General features: G+C 61.3%; 18 protein-coding genes and 1 tRNA gene. 5 read left to right on the plus strand and 14 right to left on the minus strand.

Features of this window, described 5'->3' with window-relative positions:
* Positions 1-120 precede the first annotated feature (120 nt).
* The 11 genes from AC1Q6J_RS14695 to rpmH form a co-directional block, all read right to left on the minus strand.
* Positions 121-696: a phosphorylase family protein gene (locus AC1Q6J_RS14695; RefSeq protein WP_492280008.1), complete on the minus strand. Its 576-nt coding sequence runs from the start codon at positions 694-696 to the stop codon at positions 121-123.
* The gene (gene dapE / locus AC1Q6J_RS14700; RefSeq protein ID WP_492280009.1) at positions 693-1,859 is read right to left on the minus strand and encodes a succinyl-diaminopimelate desuccinylase; all 1,167 of its coding nucleotides are present in this window, start codon (positions 1,857-1,859) and stop codon (positions 693-695) included. Before dapE ends, AC1Q6J_RS14695 begins: the two co-directional genes overlap by 4 nt.
* Positions 1,860-1,865: 6 nt before the next feature.
* Entirely contained in the window at positions 1,866-2,711 is an 846-nt protein-coding gene (gene dapD / locus AC1Q6J_RS14705) for a 2,3,4,5-tetrahydropyridine-2,6-dicarboxylate N-succinyltransferase (RefSeq protein ID WP_492280010.1), read from the minus strand.
* A 261-nt stretch (positions 2,712-2,972) separates the two neighbouring features.
* Complete coding sequence (locus tag AC1Q6J_RS14710) at positions 2,973-3,686, minus strand: pyrimidine 5'-nucleotidase (protein WP_492280011.1); 714 nt, start codon at positions 3,684-3,686, stop codon at positions 2,973-2,975.
* Positions 3,687-3,775: 89 nt separating this feature from the next.
* A complete protein-coding gene (locus tag AC1Q6J_RS14715; protein ID WP_492280060.1) occupies positions 3,776-4,798 on the minus strand; it encodes a DUF1036 domain-containing protein in 1,023 nt (340 codons plus the stop codon).
* 104 nt (positions 4,799-4,902) lie between these two features.
* Positions 4,903-5,802, minus strand: a complete 900-nt coding sequence (gene argB / locus AC1Q6J_RS14720) for an acetylglutamate kinase (RefSeq protein WP_492280012.1) — start codon at positions 5,800-5,802, stop codon at positions 4,903-4,905.
* Positions 5,803-5,881: 79 nt separating this feature from the next.
* Positions 5,882-6,262: a DUF423 domain-containing protein gene (locus tag AC1Q6J_RS14725; RefSeq protein ID WP_492280013.1), complete on the minus strand. Its 381-nt coding sequence runs from the start codon at positions 6,260-6,262 to the stop codon at positions 5,882-5,884.
* A complete protein-coding gene (gene yihA, locus AC1Q6J_RS14730) occupies positions 6,262-6,927 on the minus strand; it encodes a ribosome biogenesis GTP-binding protein YihA/YsxC (RefSeq protein ID WP_492280014.1) in 666 nt (221 codons plus the stop codon). The genes AC1Q6J_RS14725 and yihA overlap by 1 nt, the downstream gene beginning before the upstream one ends.
* 141 nt (positions 6,928-7,068) lie before the next feature.
* Positions 7,069-8,919 carry a membrane protein insertase YidC gene (gene yidC / locus AC1Q6J_RS14735; protein ID WP_492280015.1) on the minus strand — a complete coding sequence of 617 codons (1,851 nt, stop codon included), beginning with the start codon at positions 8,917-8,919 and terminating at the stop codon, positions 7,069-7,071.
* A gap of 53 nt (positions 8,920-8,972) precedes the next feature.
* Positions 8,973-9,320: a ribonuclease P protein component gene (rnpA, locus tag AC1Q6J_RS14740; RefSeq protein ID WP_492280016.1), complete on the minus strand. Its 348-nt coding sequence runs from the start codon at positions 9,318-9,320 to the stop codon at positions 8,973-8,975.
* Positions 9,321-9,362: 42 nt separating this feature from the next.
* Positions 9,363-9,497: a 50S ribosomal protein L34 gene (gene rpmH / locus AC1Q6J_RS14745; RefSeq protein WP_008542748.1), complete on the minus strand. Its 135-nt coding sequence runs from the start codon at positions 9,495-9,497 to the stop codon at positions 9,363-9,365.
* Positions 9,498-9,823: 326 nt separating this feature from the next.
* On the opposite strand from rpmH, the gene AC1Q6J_RS14750 reads away from it, so the two are divergent.
* The 4 genes from AC1Q6J_RS14750 (at position 9,824) to AC1Q6J_RS14765 (ending at position 14,102) form a co-directional block, all read left to right on the plus strand.
* Positions 9,824-11,302: a sensor histidine kinase gene (locus AC1Q6J_RS14750; RefSeq protein ID WP_492280017.1), complete on the plus strand. Its 1,479-nt coding sequence runs from the start codon at positions 9,824-9,826 to the stop codon at positions 11,300-11,302.
* A 120-nt stretch (positions 11,303-11,422) separates the two neighbouring features.
* Positions 11,423-11,499, plus strand: a tRNA-Arg gene (locus AC1Q6J_RS14755).
* A 164-nt stretch (positions 11,500-11,663) separates the two neighbouring features.
* Complete coding sequence (locus AC1Q6J_RS14760; protein WP_492280018.1) at positions 11,664-12,992, plus strand: DNA cytosine methyltransferase; 1,329 nt, start codon at positions 11,664-11,666, stop codon at positions 12,990-12,992.
* A gap of 258 nt (positions 12,993-13,250) precedes the next feature.
* A complete protein-coding gene (locus AC1Q6J_RS14765) occupies positions 13,251-14,102 on the plus strand; it encodes an ApaLI family restriction endonuclease (protein ID WP_492280019.1) in 852 nt (283 codons plus the stop codon).
* Between the two features lie 97 nt (positions 14,103-14,199).
* Here AC1Q6J_RS14765 and AC1Q6J_RS14770 read toward each other — a convergent pair whose 3' ends face one another.
* The 3 genes from AC1Q6J_RS14770 to AC1Q6J_RS14780 all read right to left on the minus strand — a co-directional run bounded on the left by AC1Q6J_RS14770 (position 14,200) and on the right by AC1Q6J_RS14780 (position 17,415).
* A complete protein-coding gene (locus AC1Q6J_RS14770; protein WP_492280020.1) occupies positions 14,200-14,964 on the minus strand; it encodes a slipin family protein in 765 nt (254 codons plus the stop codon).
* Positions 14,961-16,361, minus strand: a complete 1,401-nt coding sequence (locus AC1Q6J_RS14775; protein ID WP_492280021.1) for an NfeD family protein — start codon at positions 16,359-16,361, stop codon at positions 14,961-14,963. Before AC1Q6J_RS14775 ends, AC1Q6J_RS14770 begins: the two co-directional genes overlap by 4 nt.
* Before the next feature lie 196 nt (positions 16,362-16,557).
* Positions 16,558-17,415: an IclR family transcriptional regulator gene (locus tag AC1Q6J_RS14780; protein ID WP_492280022.1), complete on the minus strand. Its 858-nt coding sequence runs from the start codon at positions 17,413-17,415 to the stop codon at positions 16,558-16,560.
* A 247-nt stretch (positions 17,416-17,662) separates the two neighbouring features.
* Here AC1Q6J_RS14780 and AC1Q6J_RS14785 point away from each other — a divergent pair, with 247 nt between their 5' ends.
* Positions 17,663-19,300: an MFS transporter gene (locus AC1Q6J_RS14785; RefSeq protein ID WP_492280023.1), complete on the plus strand. Its 1,638-nt coding sequence runs from the start codon at positions 17,663-17,665 to the stop codon at positions 19,298-19,300.
* Positions 19,301-19,360 lie beyond the last annotated feature (60 nt).

Consider the following 19,360-nt stretch of genomic DNA (forward strand, 5'->3'; position numbering starts at 1 on the left):
TCGTCCCCGCGAAGGCGGGGACCCATAACCACCAATCTGCGTTTTTAAACGAGACAATTGCTCCGCGAGCTACCATACGATTCAGGGAGTATGGGTCCCCGCCTTCGCGGGGACGACAATCTAAACCTTCACCGTCTTCATCACATCCCAGAACAAATCCTCGCCACCCGCGACGTTCTCGTTCCAGTGATCGGCGGCGTTTTCATCGGCGGCGTCGGTGATGAACTTGAACGCCCGCCACGGCACGCCATGGCGCTCGCAGACATGGGCAATTGCGAACAGCTCCATGTCGACGACGTCGATGTTGTTCTCGACCAGCCAGGGATCGGCGGAGGTGACGAAGCTGTCGCCGGTGCCGCAGACCACGTTGCCGTAGCCCGACGACAGCCGGTCCATCTCCGGCGCGAACGGCGTGCGCCCGCGCGGCGCCAGCGGCATCGCCGCCATGTCGCGCTGAACCGTGTGCGCGACCTCCACCAGACCGTTGTGGATATGCGCGATCTTGCCGGCGGTGCCGTAGTTGACGATGAGCCGGGGTTGCAGCGCCATCACCGCCAGTGTTGCGATGCTCGCGGCATTCACCTTGCCGACGCCGGTGTAGATTACCTCGACGCCTTCCGGCGCGCGCGCCTTGTTCAGTTCGGTGTCGATGGCGGTGAGAATGACAATATGGCCGCTCATGTTCGGGTCGTTCATGCGAAATAGCGATCCAGCACGCCGCGATAGATTTTCGTGAGTTTTTCGAGATCGGACACCGGCGTGCGTTCGTCGATCTGGTGCATGGTCTGGCCGACGAGGCCGAATTCCAGCACCGGGCAATAATGCGTGATGAAGCGTGCGTCCGAGGTGCCGCCGCCGGTGTTCAACTCGGGCTTGCGGCCGGTGATGTCTTCGATGGCGGCGACGACAAGATCGGTGAACGGTCCCGGCTTGGTCCGGAAAACGTCGGCGTTCGACGGCTCCCATGCGACATGCGCCTTGATGCGGTTGCCGCTCGCCTTCGTCATGCGCTCCTCGATCAGCGCGCGCAGGGACTCGCGGGTGTGGCAATCATTGTAGCGGATGTTGAAGCGCGCCCGCGCCTGTCCGGGGATCACGTTCCAGGCCGGATTGCCGACGTCGACCGAGGTGAATTCAAGGTTCGACGGCTGGAAATGCTCGGTGCCCCGGTCGAGCGGATCGCCGCTCAGTGCCGCGATCAGCGCCGCGATGTCCGGCACGGGATTGGATGCGCGATGCGGATAGGCGACATGACCCTGCACGCCATCGACAATCAGCGTGCCGGATTGCGAGCCGCGCCGTCCGGTCTTGATGGTGTCGCCCATCTCGTTGACGTTGCTGGGTTCGCCGAGCACGCAGTGGTCGAATTTTTCGCCGCGCTCCGCCGCCCACTTCAACAGCTTCACGGTGCCGTTGACGGCGATATCTTCCTCGTCGCCGGTGATCAGGAACGAAATCGAACCTCCGCCGGATTTTTGCGGCTTGCCGCCATTGGCCTCAAGATACTCGAGCACGGCGGCGACCGAGCAGGCGATGCCGCCCTTCATGTCGACGGCGCCGCGGCCATAAAGCATGCCGTCCTTGATGTCGCCGGCGAAAGCACCGTGGGTCCACGCTGCCTCGTCACCGGCCGGTACAACGTCGGTATGGCCAGCGAAGGTGATGTGCGGCGAACCTGTGCCGATGCGCGCGTAGAGATTGTCGATGTCGGCAGTGCCGGGCTCGGAGAAGGTGACGCGATGCACCTCGAACCCGGCATCGCCCAGCAGCTTCTCCAGCACGCCGAGCGCGCCCGCATCCGCCGGCGTCACCGAGGGGCAGCGCAGCAGATCACGGGCGATGGAGAGGGCGTCGGTCACGCGCGATCAATCTCGCAGCAGTTCGTTGATGCTGGTCTTGGCGCGGGTGCGTTCGTCGACGCGCTTGACGATGACGGCGCATGCTGTGTTCGGGCCGGGCTGGCCATTTTTCAGCGGCTTGCCCGGCAGCGTGCCCGGAACGAGCACCGCATATTCCGGCACTTCGCCGATGAAGGTCTCGCCGGTTTCGCGGTCCACGATCTTGGTCGATGCGCCGAGGAACACGCCCATCGCCAGCACCGCGCCCTTGCGCACAACAACGCCTTCTGCAACTTCGGAACGCGCGCCGATGAAGCAATCATCCTCGATGATGACCGGACCGGCCTGCAACGGCTCAAGCACGCCGCCGATGCCGACACCGCCGGAGATGTGAACGCGCTTGCCGATCTGGGCGCAGGAGCCGACGGTGGACCATGTGTCGACCATGGTCGCTTCATCGACATAGGCGCCGAGATTGACGAACGACGGCATCAGCACGACGTTCCTGGCGATGTAGGCCGAGCGGCGAACGATTGCGCCCGGAACGGCGCGGAAGCCGGCGTCGCGGAAACGGTTCTCGCCCCAGTCTTCGAACTTCGAGGGCACCTTGTCCCACCACTGCGCGCCGCCGGGGCCGCCGGTGATCGGCGCCATGTCGTTGAGGCGGAAGGACAGCAGCACCGCCTTCTTCAGCCACTGATTGACATGCCATTTTCCGTCAGCCTGCCGCTCCGCCACGCGCGCCTCGCCCTTGTCGAGCAGGTTGAGCGCGAGCTCCACGGCGTCGCGCACCTCGCCCTTGGTATTGGCGTTGACGGTGTCGCGGGCCTCGAAGGCGGCATTCAGCGTGGTTTCAAGCGCGGAGAGAGACATCGGAATTCCTTGGGGAGAGGCGGAATTGGGGGACTGTCGGCAATTATATGCCGACAATTTGCATTCTTTTGCCGGGAATATCGGGGGGAGGTCAAGCCGTAGGACGCGCTTCCCACCCTCTCCGCGAAGGGAGATGTCGGGAAATTTCTCATACGTCGTCCCGGCCAAGCGAAGCGCGAGCCGGGACTCATACTCCCTGGATTCAGATTTAGGCTCAGGGGTCATGGGTCCCCGCCTTCGCGGGGACGACACGTCGAAATGTCAGCGTTTGGCGTCGAGTGCCGCCAAAAAACCCGTCAGATCGTCGGTGATGTGATCGACATGGGCGGCGTCGCGGCCTTCCAGCTCCCAGTCCTCGCGGACCACGTTTTTGGTGCCGTCGGGCACCACAAGAACGGTGGTCATGCCGAGATCGTGCGGCGTCACCAGATTGCGGGCGAGATCCTCGAACATCGCGGTTCTGGCGGGGTCGACGCCGTGCAGCTTGAGGAATTTCAGATAGGTTTGTCGTGCGGGTTTCGGCTCCAGTTCGGCAGCGACGATGTCGAACACGTCCTCGAAATGGCTGCCGATGCCCAGACGTTCCAGCACCGCGCCCGCGTGGGCGCGTGAGCCGTTGGTCAGGATCAGCTTGCGGCCGGGGAGTTTTTCGATCGCGGCGCCCATCGTCGGATTGGGTTCGAGCGGTGAGTGATCGATCTGATGGACGTAGGCGAGGAAGTCGTCGGCGCGCAGGCCGTGCTCGGTCATCATGCCGCGCATGGTGGTGCCGTAGCGGCGGTAATAGTCCTTCTGGATTTTGAAGGCTTCGTCTTTCGGCACATTCAGATACTGCGCAACGAAATCGCGGATGCGCACGTCGACCTGCTGCCACAGGTTGACGTGGTGCGGGTACAGCGTGTTGTCGAGGTCGAACACCCATGTCTCCACATGGGCGAAGTTGCGCTTCGGCTTTGTTATGGGTCGACCTGTCATCTCTCGATCTGCATCTTTCTTTTACCTCTCCCCACGGGAGAGGGAGTTCATCGCGGCTGGAACAGTGTCAGGTTCGATACGTTGAAAGATCATGGCGTTCCGAATCTGAGTGTCTTGCCGGCGCCCGCGCCGATCTCGACGCGCTCATAGCCACTGGCGTTCAATCCACGCCCGCCGCAATCACCCTGTTCGGTGAATTCGAACTGCGTCTCGCGGGTGCAGAGCATGGTGGTGCCGCCCCAGTTCATCGGGCGGCTGTTGATCTTGATGGTGCGGCCATCGGCGTCGACCGCTTCAGCGAAACTGTAGATCCTGCGGGGTTGTCCCGTCACGTCGGGATGCAGGCATTTGCCGGGCTCGATGCGATACCAGCCGCGGCTGGTGACGGTCTTGCCGTCGTCGGTCGCGATGGAGGCCATCACGCGGTACTGCGTGTCATTGCACCAGGTGAGGCCGGTGGCGGAGGGCTGCTCGACCGCCGCGATCATGGTCTCGAAGAAGTTGGGGGCCTGGGCCGTATCGGCATTGAGGCCGCGCGATTTCAGGAACGCGGCGAGGGCGTTTTGCGTCTTCGGGCCGTCGACGCCGTCGATGGGGGCCGCGTCGTAGCCAGCGATCACCAAAAGCCGCTGGATCGCGGCCAACCGTGCCTGCTCGTCGTCATACTCGGCGCCTTCGGCCAGATACGCGATCTGGTGGCCGTCCTCCCCGGTGCTTGGCTTGATCTCGGTGAAGGCCGCCGCGGTCTGGCCGCCGCGGCACTGGCGTCCGGCGATGACGAAATCCTTCGGCGCGACACAGAGATTGTCGGTGCCATTCTGCGGCGCCGGGGATGCGCCGTAAACCGGCAGCGACCGCGCATGCAGGAGAATGCGCTCCGCCGTGATGTTGCCCTGCGCCACCACGCGGCATGTCGCCGGATCGATCCGGAACCAGCCGCGCGTCGCGGTCGCGGTCTTGTCCTCGATGCCGATGGCGGCTTCGACGACATAACTCATGCGGTTGCAGATTTTGAGATCGGCGCGGGCGGGGATGGCGGAGCAAAGAAGCAGAGACAAAGTCGTGACGACGCATGTTGTTCGGATGTCGTCCCCGCGAAAGCGGGGACCCATCGTGCGCCATATACTTCGCATCATGTTCATCGATGCTGCAGGTTCCCTGGTGGCTCGATGGAAGGAGGATGGGTCCCCGCCTTCGCGGGGACGACATCGAATATTCACTTATGGATCAGCGTTCCCGTGCCCTGATTGGTGAACAGTTCGAGCAGCACCGCGTGCGGTGTCTTGCCATCGATGATGACCACGCCCTCGACGCCGGCTTCCAGCGAATAGATGCAGGTCTCGACCTTCGGAATCATGCCGCCGGAAATGGTGCCGTCGGCGATCAGCTTGCGCGCATCCTTGATCGACAGTTCGGGAATGAGCTTCTTTGACTTGTCGAGTACGCCGGGCACGTCGGTCAGCAGCAGCAGGCGTTTGGCCTTCAGCGCACCGGCCACGGCTCCCGCGAAGGTGTCGGCGTTGACGTTGAAGGTCTGGCCGGTGGCGGATGAGGCCAGCGGGGCCAGCACCGGAATCAGTTCATAGCCGATCAGCTGGTTGAGCAGCGTGAGATCGACCTTGTCCGGTTCGCCGACAAAGCCGAGATCGACCACCTTCTCGATGTTGGAACCGGGATCGACCATGGAGCGGGTCGCCTTGGTGGCGGTCACCATGTTGCCGTCCTTGCCACACAGGCCGACGGCCTTGCCGCCGGCTTCGTTGATGTGGCTGACGATCGATTTGTTGATCGAGCCCGCCAGCACCATTTCGACGATCTCGATGGTCGCTGCGTCGGTGATGCGCAGGCCGGAGGCGAATTCGGACTTGATGCCAAGCCGGGTCAGCATGCTCGCGATCTGCGGGCCGCCGCCATGCACGACCACCGGGTTGATCGCGGTCTGCTCGAGCAGGACGATGTCGCGGGCGAACTGCCGGGCAAGGTTTTCCTCGCCCATGGCATGGCCGCCGTACTTGATGACGATGGTTTCCTCGTCGTACTGCTGCATATGCGGCAGCGCTTCCGACAGGATGCGGGCCTGATCCTGTGCGCTGATATTGGTCGGCAGATCGATCATGGGGAAATCTCGTTCGGCAAGGATTTGGCCGAGGGTTTAGCCGATTGGCGCGAGGCGTGCAAAGTGCCGCCCGCGCAAGTCAGGCCGCGCGCCGCGGCCATGCGGCGGCGATGGCCAATACCAGCCAGCTCAGAATAAGGAGTGTGCCGCCGGTCGGCGCAGCCATTGTGAACAATCCATGACCGGCATACTGGCGCATCGCCAGATCGCCAGCGAACAGCGCGGCGCCCACGGTGAAGCCAAAAGTTGCGGTCAGGCCAGGGCCGCGCCGGGTGATGCCGTGTCCGGTCAGCAGCGCCGCGCCGATGACGGCGCTGGCATGGAACAGCAGCATCGATGAGGCGGAGGCCAGCCGCGACGCATCGGGTTGATGCGCGGAAGCTGCCGCCAGCGCGACACCGGCCGCGCCCATCAGACCGGCCAGAACAACCGCAAGGCGCAACACACCATTCTGAGTCATCAAATGCGCTCCCTGAGCAGGCGGATCATGGCGGCGCGCAGTTCGGGCATGCCGTCACCGGTGCGTGAGGACGTCACCAGAACTTCCGGAAACGCCGCGGGATGTTTCGCCAGCGCCGCTTTGGTCGCGGCGAGGGTTTCCTCAAGCGCGGTCTTCTTGACCTGATCGGCCTTGGTCAGCACCACCTGATAGCTGACGGCGGACTTGTCGAGCGTTTTCAGCACATCGTTGTCGACATCCTTGAAGCCGTGGCGGGAGTCGATCAGCACATAGACGCGGGCGAGATTGGCGCGGCCTTGCAGGAATTTGTGGATCAGCGCGGTCCACGAGGCGACCTTGGTCTTGGGCGCGGAGGCATAGCCGTAGCCCGGCATGTCCACCAGCCGCAGACCGGCGTCCTTGCCATCCGCGGGTGTCGGGCCTTCGAAGAAGATCAATTCCTGGGTGCGGCCGGGGGTGTGCGAGGTGCGCGCCAGCCCGTTGCGGCCGGTCAGCGCATTGATGAGGCTGGATTTGCCGACATTGGAGCGTCCGGCGAACGCGACTTCGACGCCTTTCATCGGCGGCAGCGCTTCGATCGACGGCGAGGCCCAGAAGAATTGCCAGTCGCCGGCGAAGATCTTCCGTCCGGCCTCAATCAGCTCCGCATCGGTTTTGTCGGTCATGCGAAGGGTCTCGGTTGCAAGCCACCGTCACCCTTCGAGGCTCGGGCTTCGCCCTCGCACCTCAGGATGACGGTCCTTGGTGTTGCGTCACCCTGAGGTGCCGTCGCGGAGCGACGGCCTCGAAGGGTGCGGCGTGGGTCGCTACGTCGTTTTCTTGCTGCCGGCGAAGGTCGCCTTCACGTTGTCGAACAGTTCGATCTTCGCGCCGTTCTTTTTCATGATGTAGCTCTGCTGAAGCACCGACAGCAGGTTGTTCCAGGCCCAGTAGATCACAAGACCGGCCGGGAAGCCGGCGAGCATGAAGGTGAAGATCAGCGGCATCCAGTCGAAGATCATCTTCTGCGTCGGATCGGGCGGCGTCGGGTTCAGCTTCATCTGGAACCACATCGTGATGCCCATGATGATCGGCCAGATGCCGAGATGCAGGTAGTAGCCGAGAACCGGAAGCTGCGTCGGATCGAATGCGAACAGACCGAACAGGTTGAACAGGTTGGTCGGATCGGGCGCGGAGAGGTCCTTGATCCATCCGAAGAACGGCGCGTGCCGCATTTCGATGGTGACGAACAGAACCTTGTAGAGCGAGAAGAACACCGGGATCTGGATCAGAATCGGAAGACAGCCCGCGATCGGGTTGATCTTCTCCTTCTTGTAGATCTCCATCATCTCCTGCTGCTGCTTCATCTTGTCGTCGGGATACTTGTCCTTCAGCGCGGCAAGCTGCGGCTGCACGGCCTTCATCTTGGCCATCGACGCATAGGACTTGTTGGCGAGCGGGAAGAAGATGAGCTTGACCAGCACCGTCACCGCGAGGATGGCGACGCCGAAGTTACCGAAGATGTGGAAGAACCAGTCGATGGCCCAGAACATCGGCTTGGTGATGAAGTAGAACCAGCCCCAGTCGATCAGGCGGTCGAACTTGTTGAGGCTGAGCTGCTTGTCGTAGGCGTCGACCGTGGCGCTTTCCTTGGCGCCGGCGAACAGGCTGGTCGCCGTGCTGGCGGTGCCGCCGATCGCGATCGTCATCGGATCGAGCAGGTAATCGGTCTGGTAGGTGCGCAGCGTGCCGACGAGGTTCGATGAGAAGCGCGCCTGTACGTTGGCCTTCGGGCTCGGCAGCAGCGTCGCGGCCCAGTACTTGTCGGTGATGCCCATCCAGGCGTTGGTGACCTTGAACTCCACCGCCTTGGTGTCGTCCATTTTCTTGTAGCCGTATTCCTGCAAACCCTGATCGCCGAGAACGCCGATCAGGCCTTCGTGCAGGATGTAATAGCCGGAGACCGGCGGCGTGCCGTGACGCGAGATCAGGCCGAACGGATACAGCGTGACAGGCGCGTCGCCGACATTCGAGACGTCATCCTTGATGGTGAAGAGATACCTGTCGTCGATCGAAATGGTGCGCTTGAAGGTCAGGCCCTGGCCGTTGTTCCAGCTCAGCGTCACCGGCGTCGCGGTGGTCAGCGCGCCCGTGCCCTCCTGCGTCCAGACGGTGTCGCGGCTCGGCATCTTGATGGTTGAACCTGCCGACGGCACGAACCCGAACTCGGCGTAGAACGGCTCCTTGGTGCCCGACGGCGAGAACAGTTCAATGGCGGGCGATTTCGGGTCGACGGTCTCGCGGTATTTCACCAGCGCGACGTCGTCGATGCGCGCACCGGTCAGCGCGATGCTGCCCGAGATGCTGGGCGTGTCGATCTTCACGCGAGGTCCGGCTGCGATCGCGGCGGCGCGGCTCTGGATTGGTGCGGCTGATGCTGGCGTCGTCGGCGCGCCGGCCTGCTGGCCCGGAGCAGCGGGCGTTGTTCCAGCGGGCTGGGCCGCGCCCGGCGTGGTCGTCGCGGGCGCCGCCGGATTGGCGGCCTGCTTTTGCGCAAGCTCGGCCTGCTGCGCGGCGCGCTGCTTTTCCATCTGCGGAATGTTGTAGAGATACTGCCATGCGATCAGCACAAGGCCCGACAGGATGACGGCGAGGATGGTATTGCGATTTTCGATCATCGTTCAGGTCTCGTCATGCGCTCGGGCGTGTTCGGGAAGGACTGCGTGTGGTTTTAGGTCGCTGGCGGTCTGGGCGTCTGGCGCTCGAGGCGGCTGAGCGCCGAGCACAGATCGTTGAACATGGTTTCAAAGCCGCGGTCCAGCGCGGCTCGACGGCCCACTATCACATAATCATGGTGCGGTCGCATGGATATGACATCCAGCCGCTTCACCAGTTCGCGAAGTCTGCGGCGGACGCGGTTGCGTTCCGTCGCGGTGCCGACTTTTTTGGTAACGGTAAATCCGACACGGACCGGGCCGTCGTCGTCGCGGCGGCGCGTTTGCACCACAAAAGCGGGGCTGGCCATGCGGGGTCCGCTGGCCGCGGCGATGAAATCCGCGCGCTGCTTCAACCGGTTCATGATTTCAACCGGCGCATGGGAAAGGTCCCGGGGTAAGGTCGGTCAGGCGCTCAGACGCTTGCGGCCGCGGGCACGGCGGGCAGCGAGAACCTTGCGGCCGCCGGCGGTCGCGAGACGGGCACGGAAACCGTGACGGCGCTTGCGCACCAGTTTGCTGGGTTGATAAGTCCGCTTCACGGTCGTTCTCCGCTACCGAAATGCTCGCCCGACAGCTCGTCGGAGGCAGTTCGCCGATAAATGAGATGAAATCCTGCGACGCCGGCCCTGAAGTGGACCAATTCCGGTCCAAAATGAACCGGCCCGGTCAAGCCGGGCCATCGAGGACAGTTGGCGCGGCTTATACGGGAGCGGTCTGTTTTCGTCAATCTTGGGGTTTTAGATGGCCCTCCGGTTGTGAAGCACGGCCAGAGGCTTAAACCATAACAGTTTCGAGGGTTTGACCCGGGTCGCCGACAGGCGCATCCTGTGGCGGCAAATCACGAAAATGGGCAGGCGATCACTCAATGGCGGTATACGGCCAGGAACCTGATCGGACAATGGCAAAGCTCCGGACCGGGCTGCGGTTCGGGCTGTCGGGAAAGCTGTTGCTGCTGACGATCCCGCTGATCCTGATCGTCGAAATCCTGATCTACGTCCCGTCCATCGCCAATTTCCGGGTGAACCGCCTGAACGACCGGCTGGCGGCGGCGAGTACCGCAGCGCTTGTGCTGGACGCCGCTCCGAGCGGCATGGTTCCCGATGCGCTGGCGCGGCAGATTCTCGCCAGCATCGGCGCCCGCGCGGTGGCCATCAAGAGCGGATCGCAGCGGCGGCTGCTGGCGGCGGCCGATATGCCGGCGAAGATCGACCACGACATCGACATGCGCGACATGAATGCATGGTCGGCCATAGTCGAGGCGTTTCAGATCATGCTCGACAGCGGCGACGAAGTCATGCGCGTGCTGGGGCCGGCGTCCGGCAGCGGGCAGTTCATCGAAGTTGTGGTCGACGAGAAGCCGCTGCGCGCGGCGATGTTCCGCTTTTCACGCAACGTGCTGCTGCTGTCGCTGGTGATGACGAGCATCACCGCGGGCCTGATTTACTATGCCCTGCATCATCTGTTCGTGCGGCCGATGCGGCGCGTGACCGCCAATCTCATCGCCTTCCATGAGAATCCGGAAAGCACCGCGCGCGTCATCGAGCCGTCGAAGCGCACCGACGAGATCGGCCTTGCGGAGCGTGAACTGTCGGACATGCAGCGGGACCTGGTGTCGATGCTGCATCAGAAAAGCCATCTCGCCGCGCTCGGGCTCGCGGTCTCGAAGATCAACCACGATCTGCGCAACCTGCTGGCCTCGTCGCAACTGTTGTCCGATCAGCTTGCCAGCGTGCCCGATCCGCGTGTGCAGCGGTTCGCGCCGAAGCTGATGCGCTCGCTGGAGCGCGCTATCGCGTTCTGTCAGTCGACACTTTCCTATGGCAAGGCGCAGGAGGCGCCGCCCGACCGCCGCCGCGTTCTGATCGAGCCGGTGGTCAACGAAGTGCGCGAATCGGCTGGGCTGGCCTCCGACACGTCGATCGAATGGATCAACGCCATCGAGCGCGGGCTGACCGTCGACGCCGATCCCGATCAACTGTTCCGGGTGCTGCTCAATCTGGCCCGCAATGCCGCGCAGGCGCTGGAAAGCGACAAGTCCGGCGTCGGCCTTGCCAAGCAAATCCGCTTCACCGGCCGCCGCGAGGGTGCGGTAGCGATTCTCGAAATATCGGACACCGGTCCCGGCATCCCGGAAAAGGCCCGTGAGCATCTGTTCGAGGCGTTTCAGGGATCGTCACGCGACGGTGGCACTGGATTGGGGCTGGCGATTGCAGCCGAACTGATCCGGGCGCACGGCGGCGAGCTCAATCTGGTGGACGGCACTCTCGGCGCGACATTCCGAATCACGATTCCGGATCGGGCCGTGGAGCTGCGCAGCCTGCGGGATGCGCGGGCCCGGGCCTGAAAAACTGCCGTTCTGGCTCGAAATCCATGCCTTATCGATCTTGCAAAGCCTTCCCGGAGCCGGTAGCTATGGCGCTCTTTCGCGGCCCGGCCTCCGGCCTCTCTTAAGTCCGCGAAATGCGCGCCCGTAGCTCAGCTGGATAGAGCACCAGACTACGAATCTGGGGGTCAGGAGTTCGAATCTCTTCGGGCGCGCCATTCACCTAAGCCCATATTTTCCGGATTAGTTCGATAGCTCAATAGCTTCGTCCTGTCTCACGGGTATCGAGCAGTGGGCAATTGGAAAGGCTAGTCATCGCGTGCGAATCACAAACAATGTGACCTAGTCCTTTGCCAGGTCTGTCGCTCGCAGTGAGATTATCATGACCCCCAACGATGCCGTTATTTCGCTGTTTTCTGGCGCGGGAGGAATGTCGCTGGGTTTTGCCAATGCTGGCGTAAAGCCACTCATTGCGGCGGACATCGATAAAGATGCATGTGCTACGTATGAATCGAATTTAGGTGCCGGCTCTCGTTGCCTGGATATTTCAAATCCGAACCCTTGTTTCGAGAATGATCTCGACAGGATCCGCGGAGCTTTTGCGATTATTGGTGGCCCGCCTTGTCAAGGGTTCAGCAGCGCGGGTGCAAAAAGTCTGCTCGATGGGCGCAATCGATTAATTTTCAACTATCTCACCATAGTTAATCGTGTGCGCCCGCGTTGGTTCTTGTTCGAGAACGTGGAGGGGCTTTTAACGTCAAATGAAGGACAGAGCGTTGTCGATTTAGTTCGGCAGTTTATCTCCATTGGTTATCGGGTCAGACTTGAGAAAGTGAACTTTGCTTCTTACGGACTGCCGCAAGCCCGAAAGAGGGTTATTCTCATAGGCAATTGTCTCGGGATCAATTTCGAGTTTCCCTCGCCAACTCACTCCTACAATGCTGGCAAGCACTCTTCCCGAGACCATCGTCCGTTCGCTCCGCCGGTCAAAGAAGCTTTAGAGGGATTAGGCGCGGCAGCAAAAGCGAATGACGATATCGTTAAGTACGACGGGCATGTGCGAAATGGCTACGATGCGCTCATGCGGAAAGGAAATTCTGACAAAGGAGTGGATCATCATGGCATTGAAAAGCTGTCGCCATCCCTTGTCGAGATTGCGAAGAACCTCGCTCAAGGGCAAACGATGAAGGACTTGCCTGAAGACATGTGGCATCCGAGCTATCGACGCCGTGCCAACAGACGGGTCATGGATGGTACGCCCACGGAAAAGCGAGGAGGCGCGCCAAGTGGCCTCAAGCGGCTAGTCGCGGATTTTAACTCCCTGACAATCACCAGCGCGGCAAACAGGGAATTTCTTCATCCAACTGAAAATCGGCCGCTTACTCTGCGCGAGGCGGCGCGCCTGCAATCGTTTCCGGACAGGTTTAGATTTTGTGGCGGGACACGGAGCGTTGCCCAGCAAATTGGAAATGCTTTCCCACCCTTGGCGGCCGAAGTCCTTGCCAAGCACATCATTGCACTAGACGGCACAGCTGGAGCGGATTTGCGGCGAGGCGATTACGCAGGTGCCCTGGTTGATTTTCATCTCACAAACGCCAGCGCGATGAGTCCAGCGCTTTCCAAGACCGAAAAAAAACTCGCTGAGCTTGCTGACAGACAAACTTTCATGCGCGTTGCCTCGAAATCACATCCTGTCGATGGTCGCCGATGAAATTGAACGCCGAAGAATCCAAGCTCCTAACTCGAGTTATGACCTTAGGAACTGGTACAAGCCTTCCAGTCGTAATGTCTCCTGGTGAGTTAGCGAAGCTAATTGGCGTTATATACTTTGATACCGGGAAAAGCGCTGAACTTGAGAAAGATCATCCCGGACTGTGGTCCAAAATAGATCCCAAGCGCAGAATATTATTCTGCAGCGCTTGATTGGTTTACAGATCCAATCGAGCTGGAGGCGGAGCAACACATTCGCTTGTTGAAGAGCAGCGTCACGCGAATTGCGGATTTCACCACATATCTCCGATGCCTGAGCGAACTTCACAAGCGACGACGAAAGTATGCATTGATTCTGGAAGCGCAGCCGCTCCCAACGATGGTTCAGGTTTCACCGCGCGCTCTTATGGAATTTGGCCAAGTTGACCCGGAAGCTCTCGCGTCTTGGCTGACTTGGCGTAAATTCTTTTATGACCTGGATAATCGCTCGGCTCAGGAGACCGGGTACTTGTTCGAGCCGATCCTTGCGGCAGCAATTGGCGGAGAGCCCAGAGGCGCAAGATCAATGGTTGTGCATCGTGCAAGCGACGCGACTAAAGGCAGGCAGGTGGATTGCTGGAAGGTTCTTCCCGACGGGACAAGGCTCGCTTATGAGTTCAAGCTGCGCGTAACCATCGCCGCGAGTGGACAAGGCCGGTTTGCAGAAGAGCTGCAATTTGCTGAGGACTGCAAAGTTTCACAGGTAAAGCCGGTGCTCATCGTTCTGGACCCGACGATGAATCCCCGCTTATCGGAATTGCAAGAGGCCTACAAAGCAAGAGGGGGAAGCGCGTATCTTGGGGATGATGCCTGGGCGCATCTCGAGGGTGAGGCGGGAGAGACAATGGCCCGGTTTATCGAGCAGTATGTGCGGAAGCCGGTATCCGAGATTTCAAAATTTGAGACGCCTGCAACGCAAGACGGAGGGAAACGCCAATTTGCGCTTCTCGACTTTGAAGCGAAGTGTTTGGCTGGCGAAATCGTGCTGAATATCGGAAAGCATCAAAGAAGAATCGCCAGGCATGAAGATGCGACACTTGCGGATCATGATGATGCGCCAGGGGATGAATAATGTTTGCCGCAGGCCGAGCAATTGTTCGGTGAATACAATCCTTGCTCGTGAAGCGCCGCCTCTCTTCGGGCGCGCCATTTTCACGCGATAACCAAAGTCACCGTGTTCCGCCCGGCCGCTCAGTGAGATGGCCGAGCAGATCGATTGGCAGCGGAAACACCACCGTCGATGATCGTTCGCCTGCGATATCGTGCAGCGCCGCGAAATAACGCAGCTGCATTGCCTGCGGCTCCTGGGCAAGGATCCGGCCCGCCTCGACAAGTTTCTCGGCGGCTTGCTGTTCGCCCATCGCGTTGATCACCTTCGCGCGCCGCAGCCGCTCCGCCTCGGCCTGCTTGGCGATGGCGCGCACCATGGTTTCATTGAGATCGACATCCTTGATCTCGATGGTAGTCACCTTGATGCCCCACGCGTCGGTTTGCTGATCGAGTGTCTCCTGGATGTCGGCGTTAAGCCTGTCCCGCTCGGCGAGCATTTCGTCCAGTTCGTGCTTGCCGAGTACCGAGCGCAGCGTGGTCTGCGCCAGCTGGCTGGTCGCGGCCATGAAATTTCCGACCTTGATGATCGCGCGCTCGGGATCGATGATCCGGAAGTAGAGAACGGCGTTCACCTTGACCGAGACGTTGTCACGCGAAATTACGTCCTGGGGCGGCACTTCCTGCACCATCACCCTGAGATCGGCCTTCACCATTTGCTGCACGAATGGAATGAGGAGGATGAGGCCCGGACCTTTCACGCCGGTGAAGCGGCCGAGCGTGAAGACGACGCCGCGCTCGTATTCCCGCAGGATGCGAATGGCCGAGGAGAGAAATACGATCACGATGATCGCGAGCAGGATGTAGGTTATGTAATCGAGCATCATCGCACACCTCCTTTACCGGCGCTGAGTGCCGGCGGGCGACGCACCGTCAGTGTCAGATCCGTGAGGCTGGCCACCTCGACCATCTCTCCAGGCTTGAATGCTTCCGTGCCGCGGGCCTGCCAGCGCTCACCCTGCGTGAAGACGTGGCCTTCGATATCGTTCCAGTCGAGAACCTCGGCGGGCAGGCCGCGCATGGCCTGCGCACCGACTTGTGCCGGAGCTTTGCGGGTGCGCCGAAGCGAGCCGAGCACCATGAGAATCAGTCCGATGAACATCGCCGCCACGATGCCGACGAACGTCCATGACAGCCGGTATCCGGGCGCTTCGATCCTGAACAACATCAGCGCACCAAGGACGAAGGCGATGGCTCCGCCGAGGCCGAGAACCACGGTCGGGTTGAAGGCCTCGATCGTCAGAAGCGCGATCCCCACCAGCATCAGCCCAAGGCCGGCATAGTTGATCGGCAGCAGGTTGAGGGCATAGAGGCCCAGCAGCAGACAGATCGTTCCGACCACGCCGGGCGCGACAGCGCCAGGAGACGTGAATTCAAAAATCAGACCGTAGATGCCGACCAGCAGAAGAATGAAGGCGACGTTGGGGTTGGTGATGATCGACAGAAATTGCGAAATCCATCCGGGATCGATCGTCTCGATTATCGCATCCTTCGTCGCCAGATGCCGCCTGTCGCCACCGGGCAGCTCCACGGCGCGGCCATCGATTTGCCTGAGCAGTTCGACAGCGTCGCGCGCGATGAGATCAATGACACTCGCTTGCAACGCGGCTCTGGCGGAAAGACTGGCCGCCTCGCGGACGGCTTTCTCGGCCCAATCGGCGTTACGTCCTCGCAACTCGGCCAGGCTGCGGATAAAGGCGACGGCGTCGTTCGTCGCCTTCGCCGTCATTGCATCCTTCGGCTCCGTTTGCCGGGCGCTGTCCCTTTTGTCCTTGCCGTCTTTGTCAGGGGTGATGCCCGGCAGGCCCGGCACCGGACTGCCGATTTGCACGGGCGTCGCTGCGCCGAGATTGGTGCCCGGCGCCATCGCGGCGATATGCGTTGCATAGAGGAGATAAGTGCCGGCGCTGGCGGCATGGGCTCCGGACGGGGCAACATAACCTATGACGGGAACGGGCGAGGCCAGCAAATCGGCGATGATCTCGCGCATGCTGCTGGCGAGGCCGCCGGGCGTATTCAGACGAAGAATGACCGCGTCTGCGTGTCGTTCGCGTGCCTTGGCCAGAGCGTCCTTCACGTAGCCAGTGGTCGCCGGTCCGATCGCTCCATCGATCGCGATCGTCAGCACAAGTTTGCCGCTCTCTTCCGTCGAGGCGGGAAGGGGAGAGAAAACCAAAGTGGCGGCTGCAATTGCCGCAGCAAGAGTCGCCTGTACGGTCTGCACGGCGAACACTCCCTTATCGGAGTGACATAGGGATGTTCCGCCGAATCTCAATGCGGCCGGGATTGAAGCGAGCCGTCACTCGCCCGTCAAAACGGATATGAGGCTGCGGAAGGCGAGAAGACTTTTCGCTAAGTTATCTAGCGAATTCAATAGCATAAAAGTTAGCGACGTTATTCGGAATGACGCGCCATCTTGTTCAATGACTTGCTCCGGGGTCGCTTACTGCTTCCGGCTGCCAGCCTGCGGTGGCTGACAGCGCGCGCGCATGGGCGAGCAATGTGGTTGCCGTCGAGCCTCTCAGATCGTCGTCGAGGATGCCGATCGGGCCCATCATCGTAATGGCTGCGATCATGAATCCGGTTTGATCGAAGATCGGCGCCGAAAAGGACGTGAAGTTCGGCAACAGCGCGTCGCGGCAGCGGCTGATGCCGTCCCGCCGAATCGCCGCCACCATGTCCTCCACCTCAGCCTTCGTGGCAGGCGCATCGTCGATTCTCGCGTGCCGCGACCGCTCTTCCTTGAGCTCTTGATCCAGCATCTGCTCGGTGATCGAACGCGGCAGGTGCGCGAGGAAATTACGGCCGAGCGCCGAGCGCAGCAAACTGAGTACACTGCCGACGCGCAGTTCGATGATCGGCCGGCTGGCGCCGCCTTCGACGCGATAGATGATGGTCGGTCCGCGGTTGCCCCAGACGCCGAGAAAGACCGTATGGCCGATGGTCGTCGCCAGTTCGGTCATCGCAGGGCGCGCGGCGGTGAAGACGTCAAATTGCTCGATCGCGGCCATGCCGAGTTTCAGCGCGTAAGGACCGAGCGCATAGCAGCCGGTGTCGGCCTCCTGCCGGACAATGCCGACGGCCTGAAAGCTGACGAGGTAGTAGTGAACATTGGCTGCCGACATTCCCGTGTTGGCGGCGATCATCTTGAGCGGGACCGGACGCAGTTCGGTGCGCAGGTAATCAAGGATTCGGAAGCCGATCTCGATCGACTGGATGCCCCGCCGGCCGCCGCGCTCCGTCTTCTCCAATTTGACGGATTTCGACTTTCCGGTCATCGCGGAGCGCCCGGATGTTGGCGCAGGCGATCTCTCTGGCGGCTGGTTTCCGCGCGGCTTTCTCACTGAAAATCCTTTTAGATCATGGCGTTATTCGATTCGAGCCCGTGCCGTATTATTGGGCTGCGCGCGCCGTACATTCAAGCTTGTCTAATTTGATAATATCATATCTATCTGACTATATACGAAATCATCGTTCCGGGCGTCGTAGGGCGGGGCTGACGGAACTACAAACAGGGGAATGGCGATGGATGCGGTAACGGCGACGGCAGCAGCAGCCGATCACGATCTCACGCGCAACGAAGAGCGGCAGGTCGTTCTGGCGTCGACGCTGGGCACGGTGTTCGAGTGGTACGACTTCTTCATCTACGGCTCGCTGGCCGTGTTCATGAGCTCGGTGCTGTTTCCGCCGGACAATCCCACTGCGGCTGTGCTGGCGTCGCTCGGTGCTCTTGCCGCCGGTTTCGTTATCCGCCCGATTGGCGCGGTCCTGTTCGGACGTATCGGCGATCTCGTGGGCCGCAAATATACCTTCCTCATCACGATCGTGATGATGGGCGGCAGTACGGCGCTGATCGGCTTCCTGCCGACCTATGCGGCGGTGGGCCACGCGGCGTGGATTTCGCTGGTGGTGCTCCGCCTGATCCAGGGTCTTGCGGTCGGTGGAGAGTATGGCGGCGCCGTCATCTATGTCGCCGAACACTCACAGCCTCATCGGCGCGGGTTGCTGACGGGCTGGATTCAGGTCACGTCATCGGTTGGTCTGGCGCTCTCGATCGCCGTCATTATCGGCACCCAGAGCCTGATGAGTGAAGCTGACTTCAAAGCCTGGGGCTGGCGCGTTCCCTTCATCATCTCGATTCTGATGCTGGCGTTCTCGATCTATGTCCGCGCCAAGCTGCATGAATCGCCGGTGTTCGCACGCCTCAAGGCCGAGCGGCGCCTGTCGAAGAATCCGGTTCGCGACACATTCGGTCGCTGGTCGAGTCTGCGCCTCGTGCTGATCGCCCTGTTCGGCGCCACGGCCGGCATGGGCGCGACTTATTTCACCGGGCAGTTCTACGTGATGATCTTCATGCAGCAGGTGGCGAAGATCGATTTGCAGACCTCGTACACGCTCATGGCTGTCGGTCTTGTGATCGGCGCGCCGGCCTTCATCTTCTTCGGCTGGCTGTCCGATCGGGTCGGCCGCAAGTGGCTGATGATGGCGGGCCTCGTGCTCTCGGCTCTGTGCTACCGGCCGATGTTCGCTTCGCTTCTGGAGGCGGGAAATCCGCAGCTCGTGGCCGCAACCCAGAGCGCGCCGGTTCTGGTGCATGCGGATACGTCCAGCGAAGGGTGCAAGTTCGGTCTCGCGGCCGCGCTGCTCAGCACGCACGGCGATCACAGCAAGCCATGCGTCCAGGCCAAGAAGCTGCTGATCGCGAGCGGGATCAACTTCAGCTACGCCCCGCCCATCGATGGAAAGGCCGTGGCGATGACGGTAAGGGGGGTCACGATTGCGGGCTACGATCCGGCAGCTTACCGCAAGGCGCTGGCTGATGCGGGCTATCCGGCAAAGGCCGATCCGGCCAAGGTGTCGTCCGGCCACATCATCGTCCTGCTGGTGGTCATGACCATCATCGTGGCGATGATCTACGGGCCGGTGGCGTCGTTCCTCGTCGAGGTGTTCCCTGCGAACATCCGGTACACGGCGCTGTCGTTCCCGTACCATATCGGCGCGGGCATTTTCGGCGGCTTCCTGCCGTTCTTTGCCACCTACCTGTCGCTGGCGGTCGGCGATGTGTTCGCAGGGCTTTGGTATCCAGTCGTGATCTGCGCCACGGTCGCGGTGATTGGTTCGATCGTGTTGCCGAACAAACCGAAGCTCGAGACCGACCACTAAACTTCACATCGCAATCCACGGGCTGCCGTCACGGCAGCCCGTGTTTCGTCATCTCTCTTC

The organism is Afipia sp. MLSD5-FHT05B12 (assembly GCF_058793355.1).

Excerpts from the sequence above, each read along its gene's own strand:
- AC1Q6J_RS14695 (WP_492280008.1), bottom strand. The coding sequence starts at position 696 with ATGAACGACCCGAACATGAGCGGCCATATTGTCATTCTCACCGCCATC.
- dapD (WP_492280010.1), bottom strand. The coding sequence starts at position 2,711 with ATGTCTCTCTCCGCGCTTGAAACCACGCTGAATGCCGCCTTCGAGGCC.
- AC1Q6J_RS14710 (WP_492280011.1), bottom strand. The coding sequence starts at position 3,686 with ATGACAGGTCGACCCATAACAAAGCCGAAGCGCAACTTCGCCCATGTG.
- AC1Q6J_RS14715 (WP_492280060.1), bottom strand. The coding sequence starts at position 4,798 with ATGGGTCCCCGCTTTCGCGGGGACGACATCCGAACAACATGCGTCGTC.
- argB (WP_492280012.1), bottom strand. The coding sequence starts at position 5,802 with ATGATCGATCTGCCGACCAATATCAGCGCACAGGATCAGGCCCGCATC.
- AC1Q6J_RS14725 (WP_492280013.1), bottom strand. The coding sequence starts at position 6,262 with ATGACTCAGAATGGTGTGTTGCGCCTTGCGGTTGTTCTGGCCGGTCTG.
- yihA (WP_492280014.1), bottom strand. The coding sequence starts at position 6,927 with ATGACCGACAAAACCGATGCGGAGCTGATTGAGGCCGGACGGAAGATC.
- yidC (WP_492280015.1), bottom strand. The coding sequence starts at position 8,919 with ATGATCGAAAATCGCAATACCATCCTCGCCGTCATCCTGTCGGGCCTT.
- rnpA (WP_492280016.1), bottom strand. The coding sequence starts at position 9,320 with ATGAACCGGTTGAAGCAGCGCGCGGATTTCATCGCCGCGGCCAGCGGA.
- AC1Q6J_RS14750 (WP_492280017.1), top strand. The coding sequence starts at position 9,824 with ATGGCGGTATACGGCCAGGAACCTGATCGGACAATGGCAAAGCTCCGG.
- AC1Q6J_RS14760 (WP_492280018.1), top strand. The coding sequence starts at position 11,664 with ATGACCCCCAACGATGCCGTTATTTCGCTGTTTTCTGGCGCGGGAGGA.
- AC1Q6J_RS14770 (WP_492280020.1), bottom strand. The coding sequence starts at position 14,964 with ATGATGCTCGATTACATAACCTACATCCTGCTCGCGATCATCGTGATC.
- AC1Q6J_RS14780 (WP_492280022.1), bottom strand. The coding sequence starts at position 17,415 with ATGACCGGAAAGTCGAAATCCGTCAAATTGGAGAAGACGGAGCGCGGC.
- AC1Q6J_RS14785 (WP_492280023.1), top strand. The coding sequence starts at position 17,663 with ATGGATGCGGTAACGGCGACGGCAGCAGCAGCCGATCACGATCTCACG.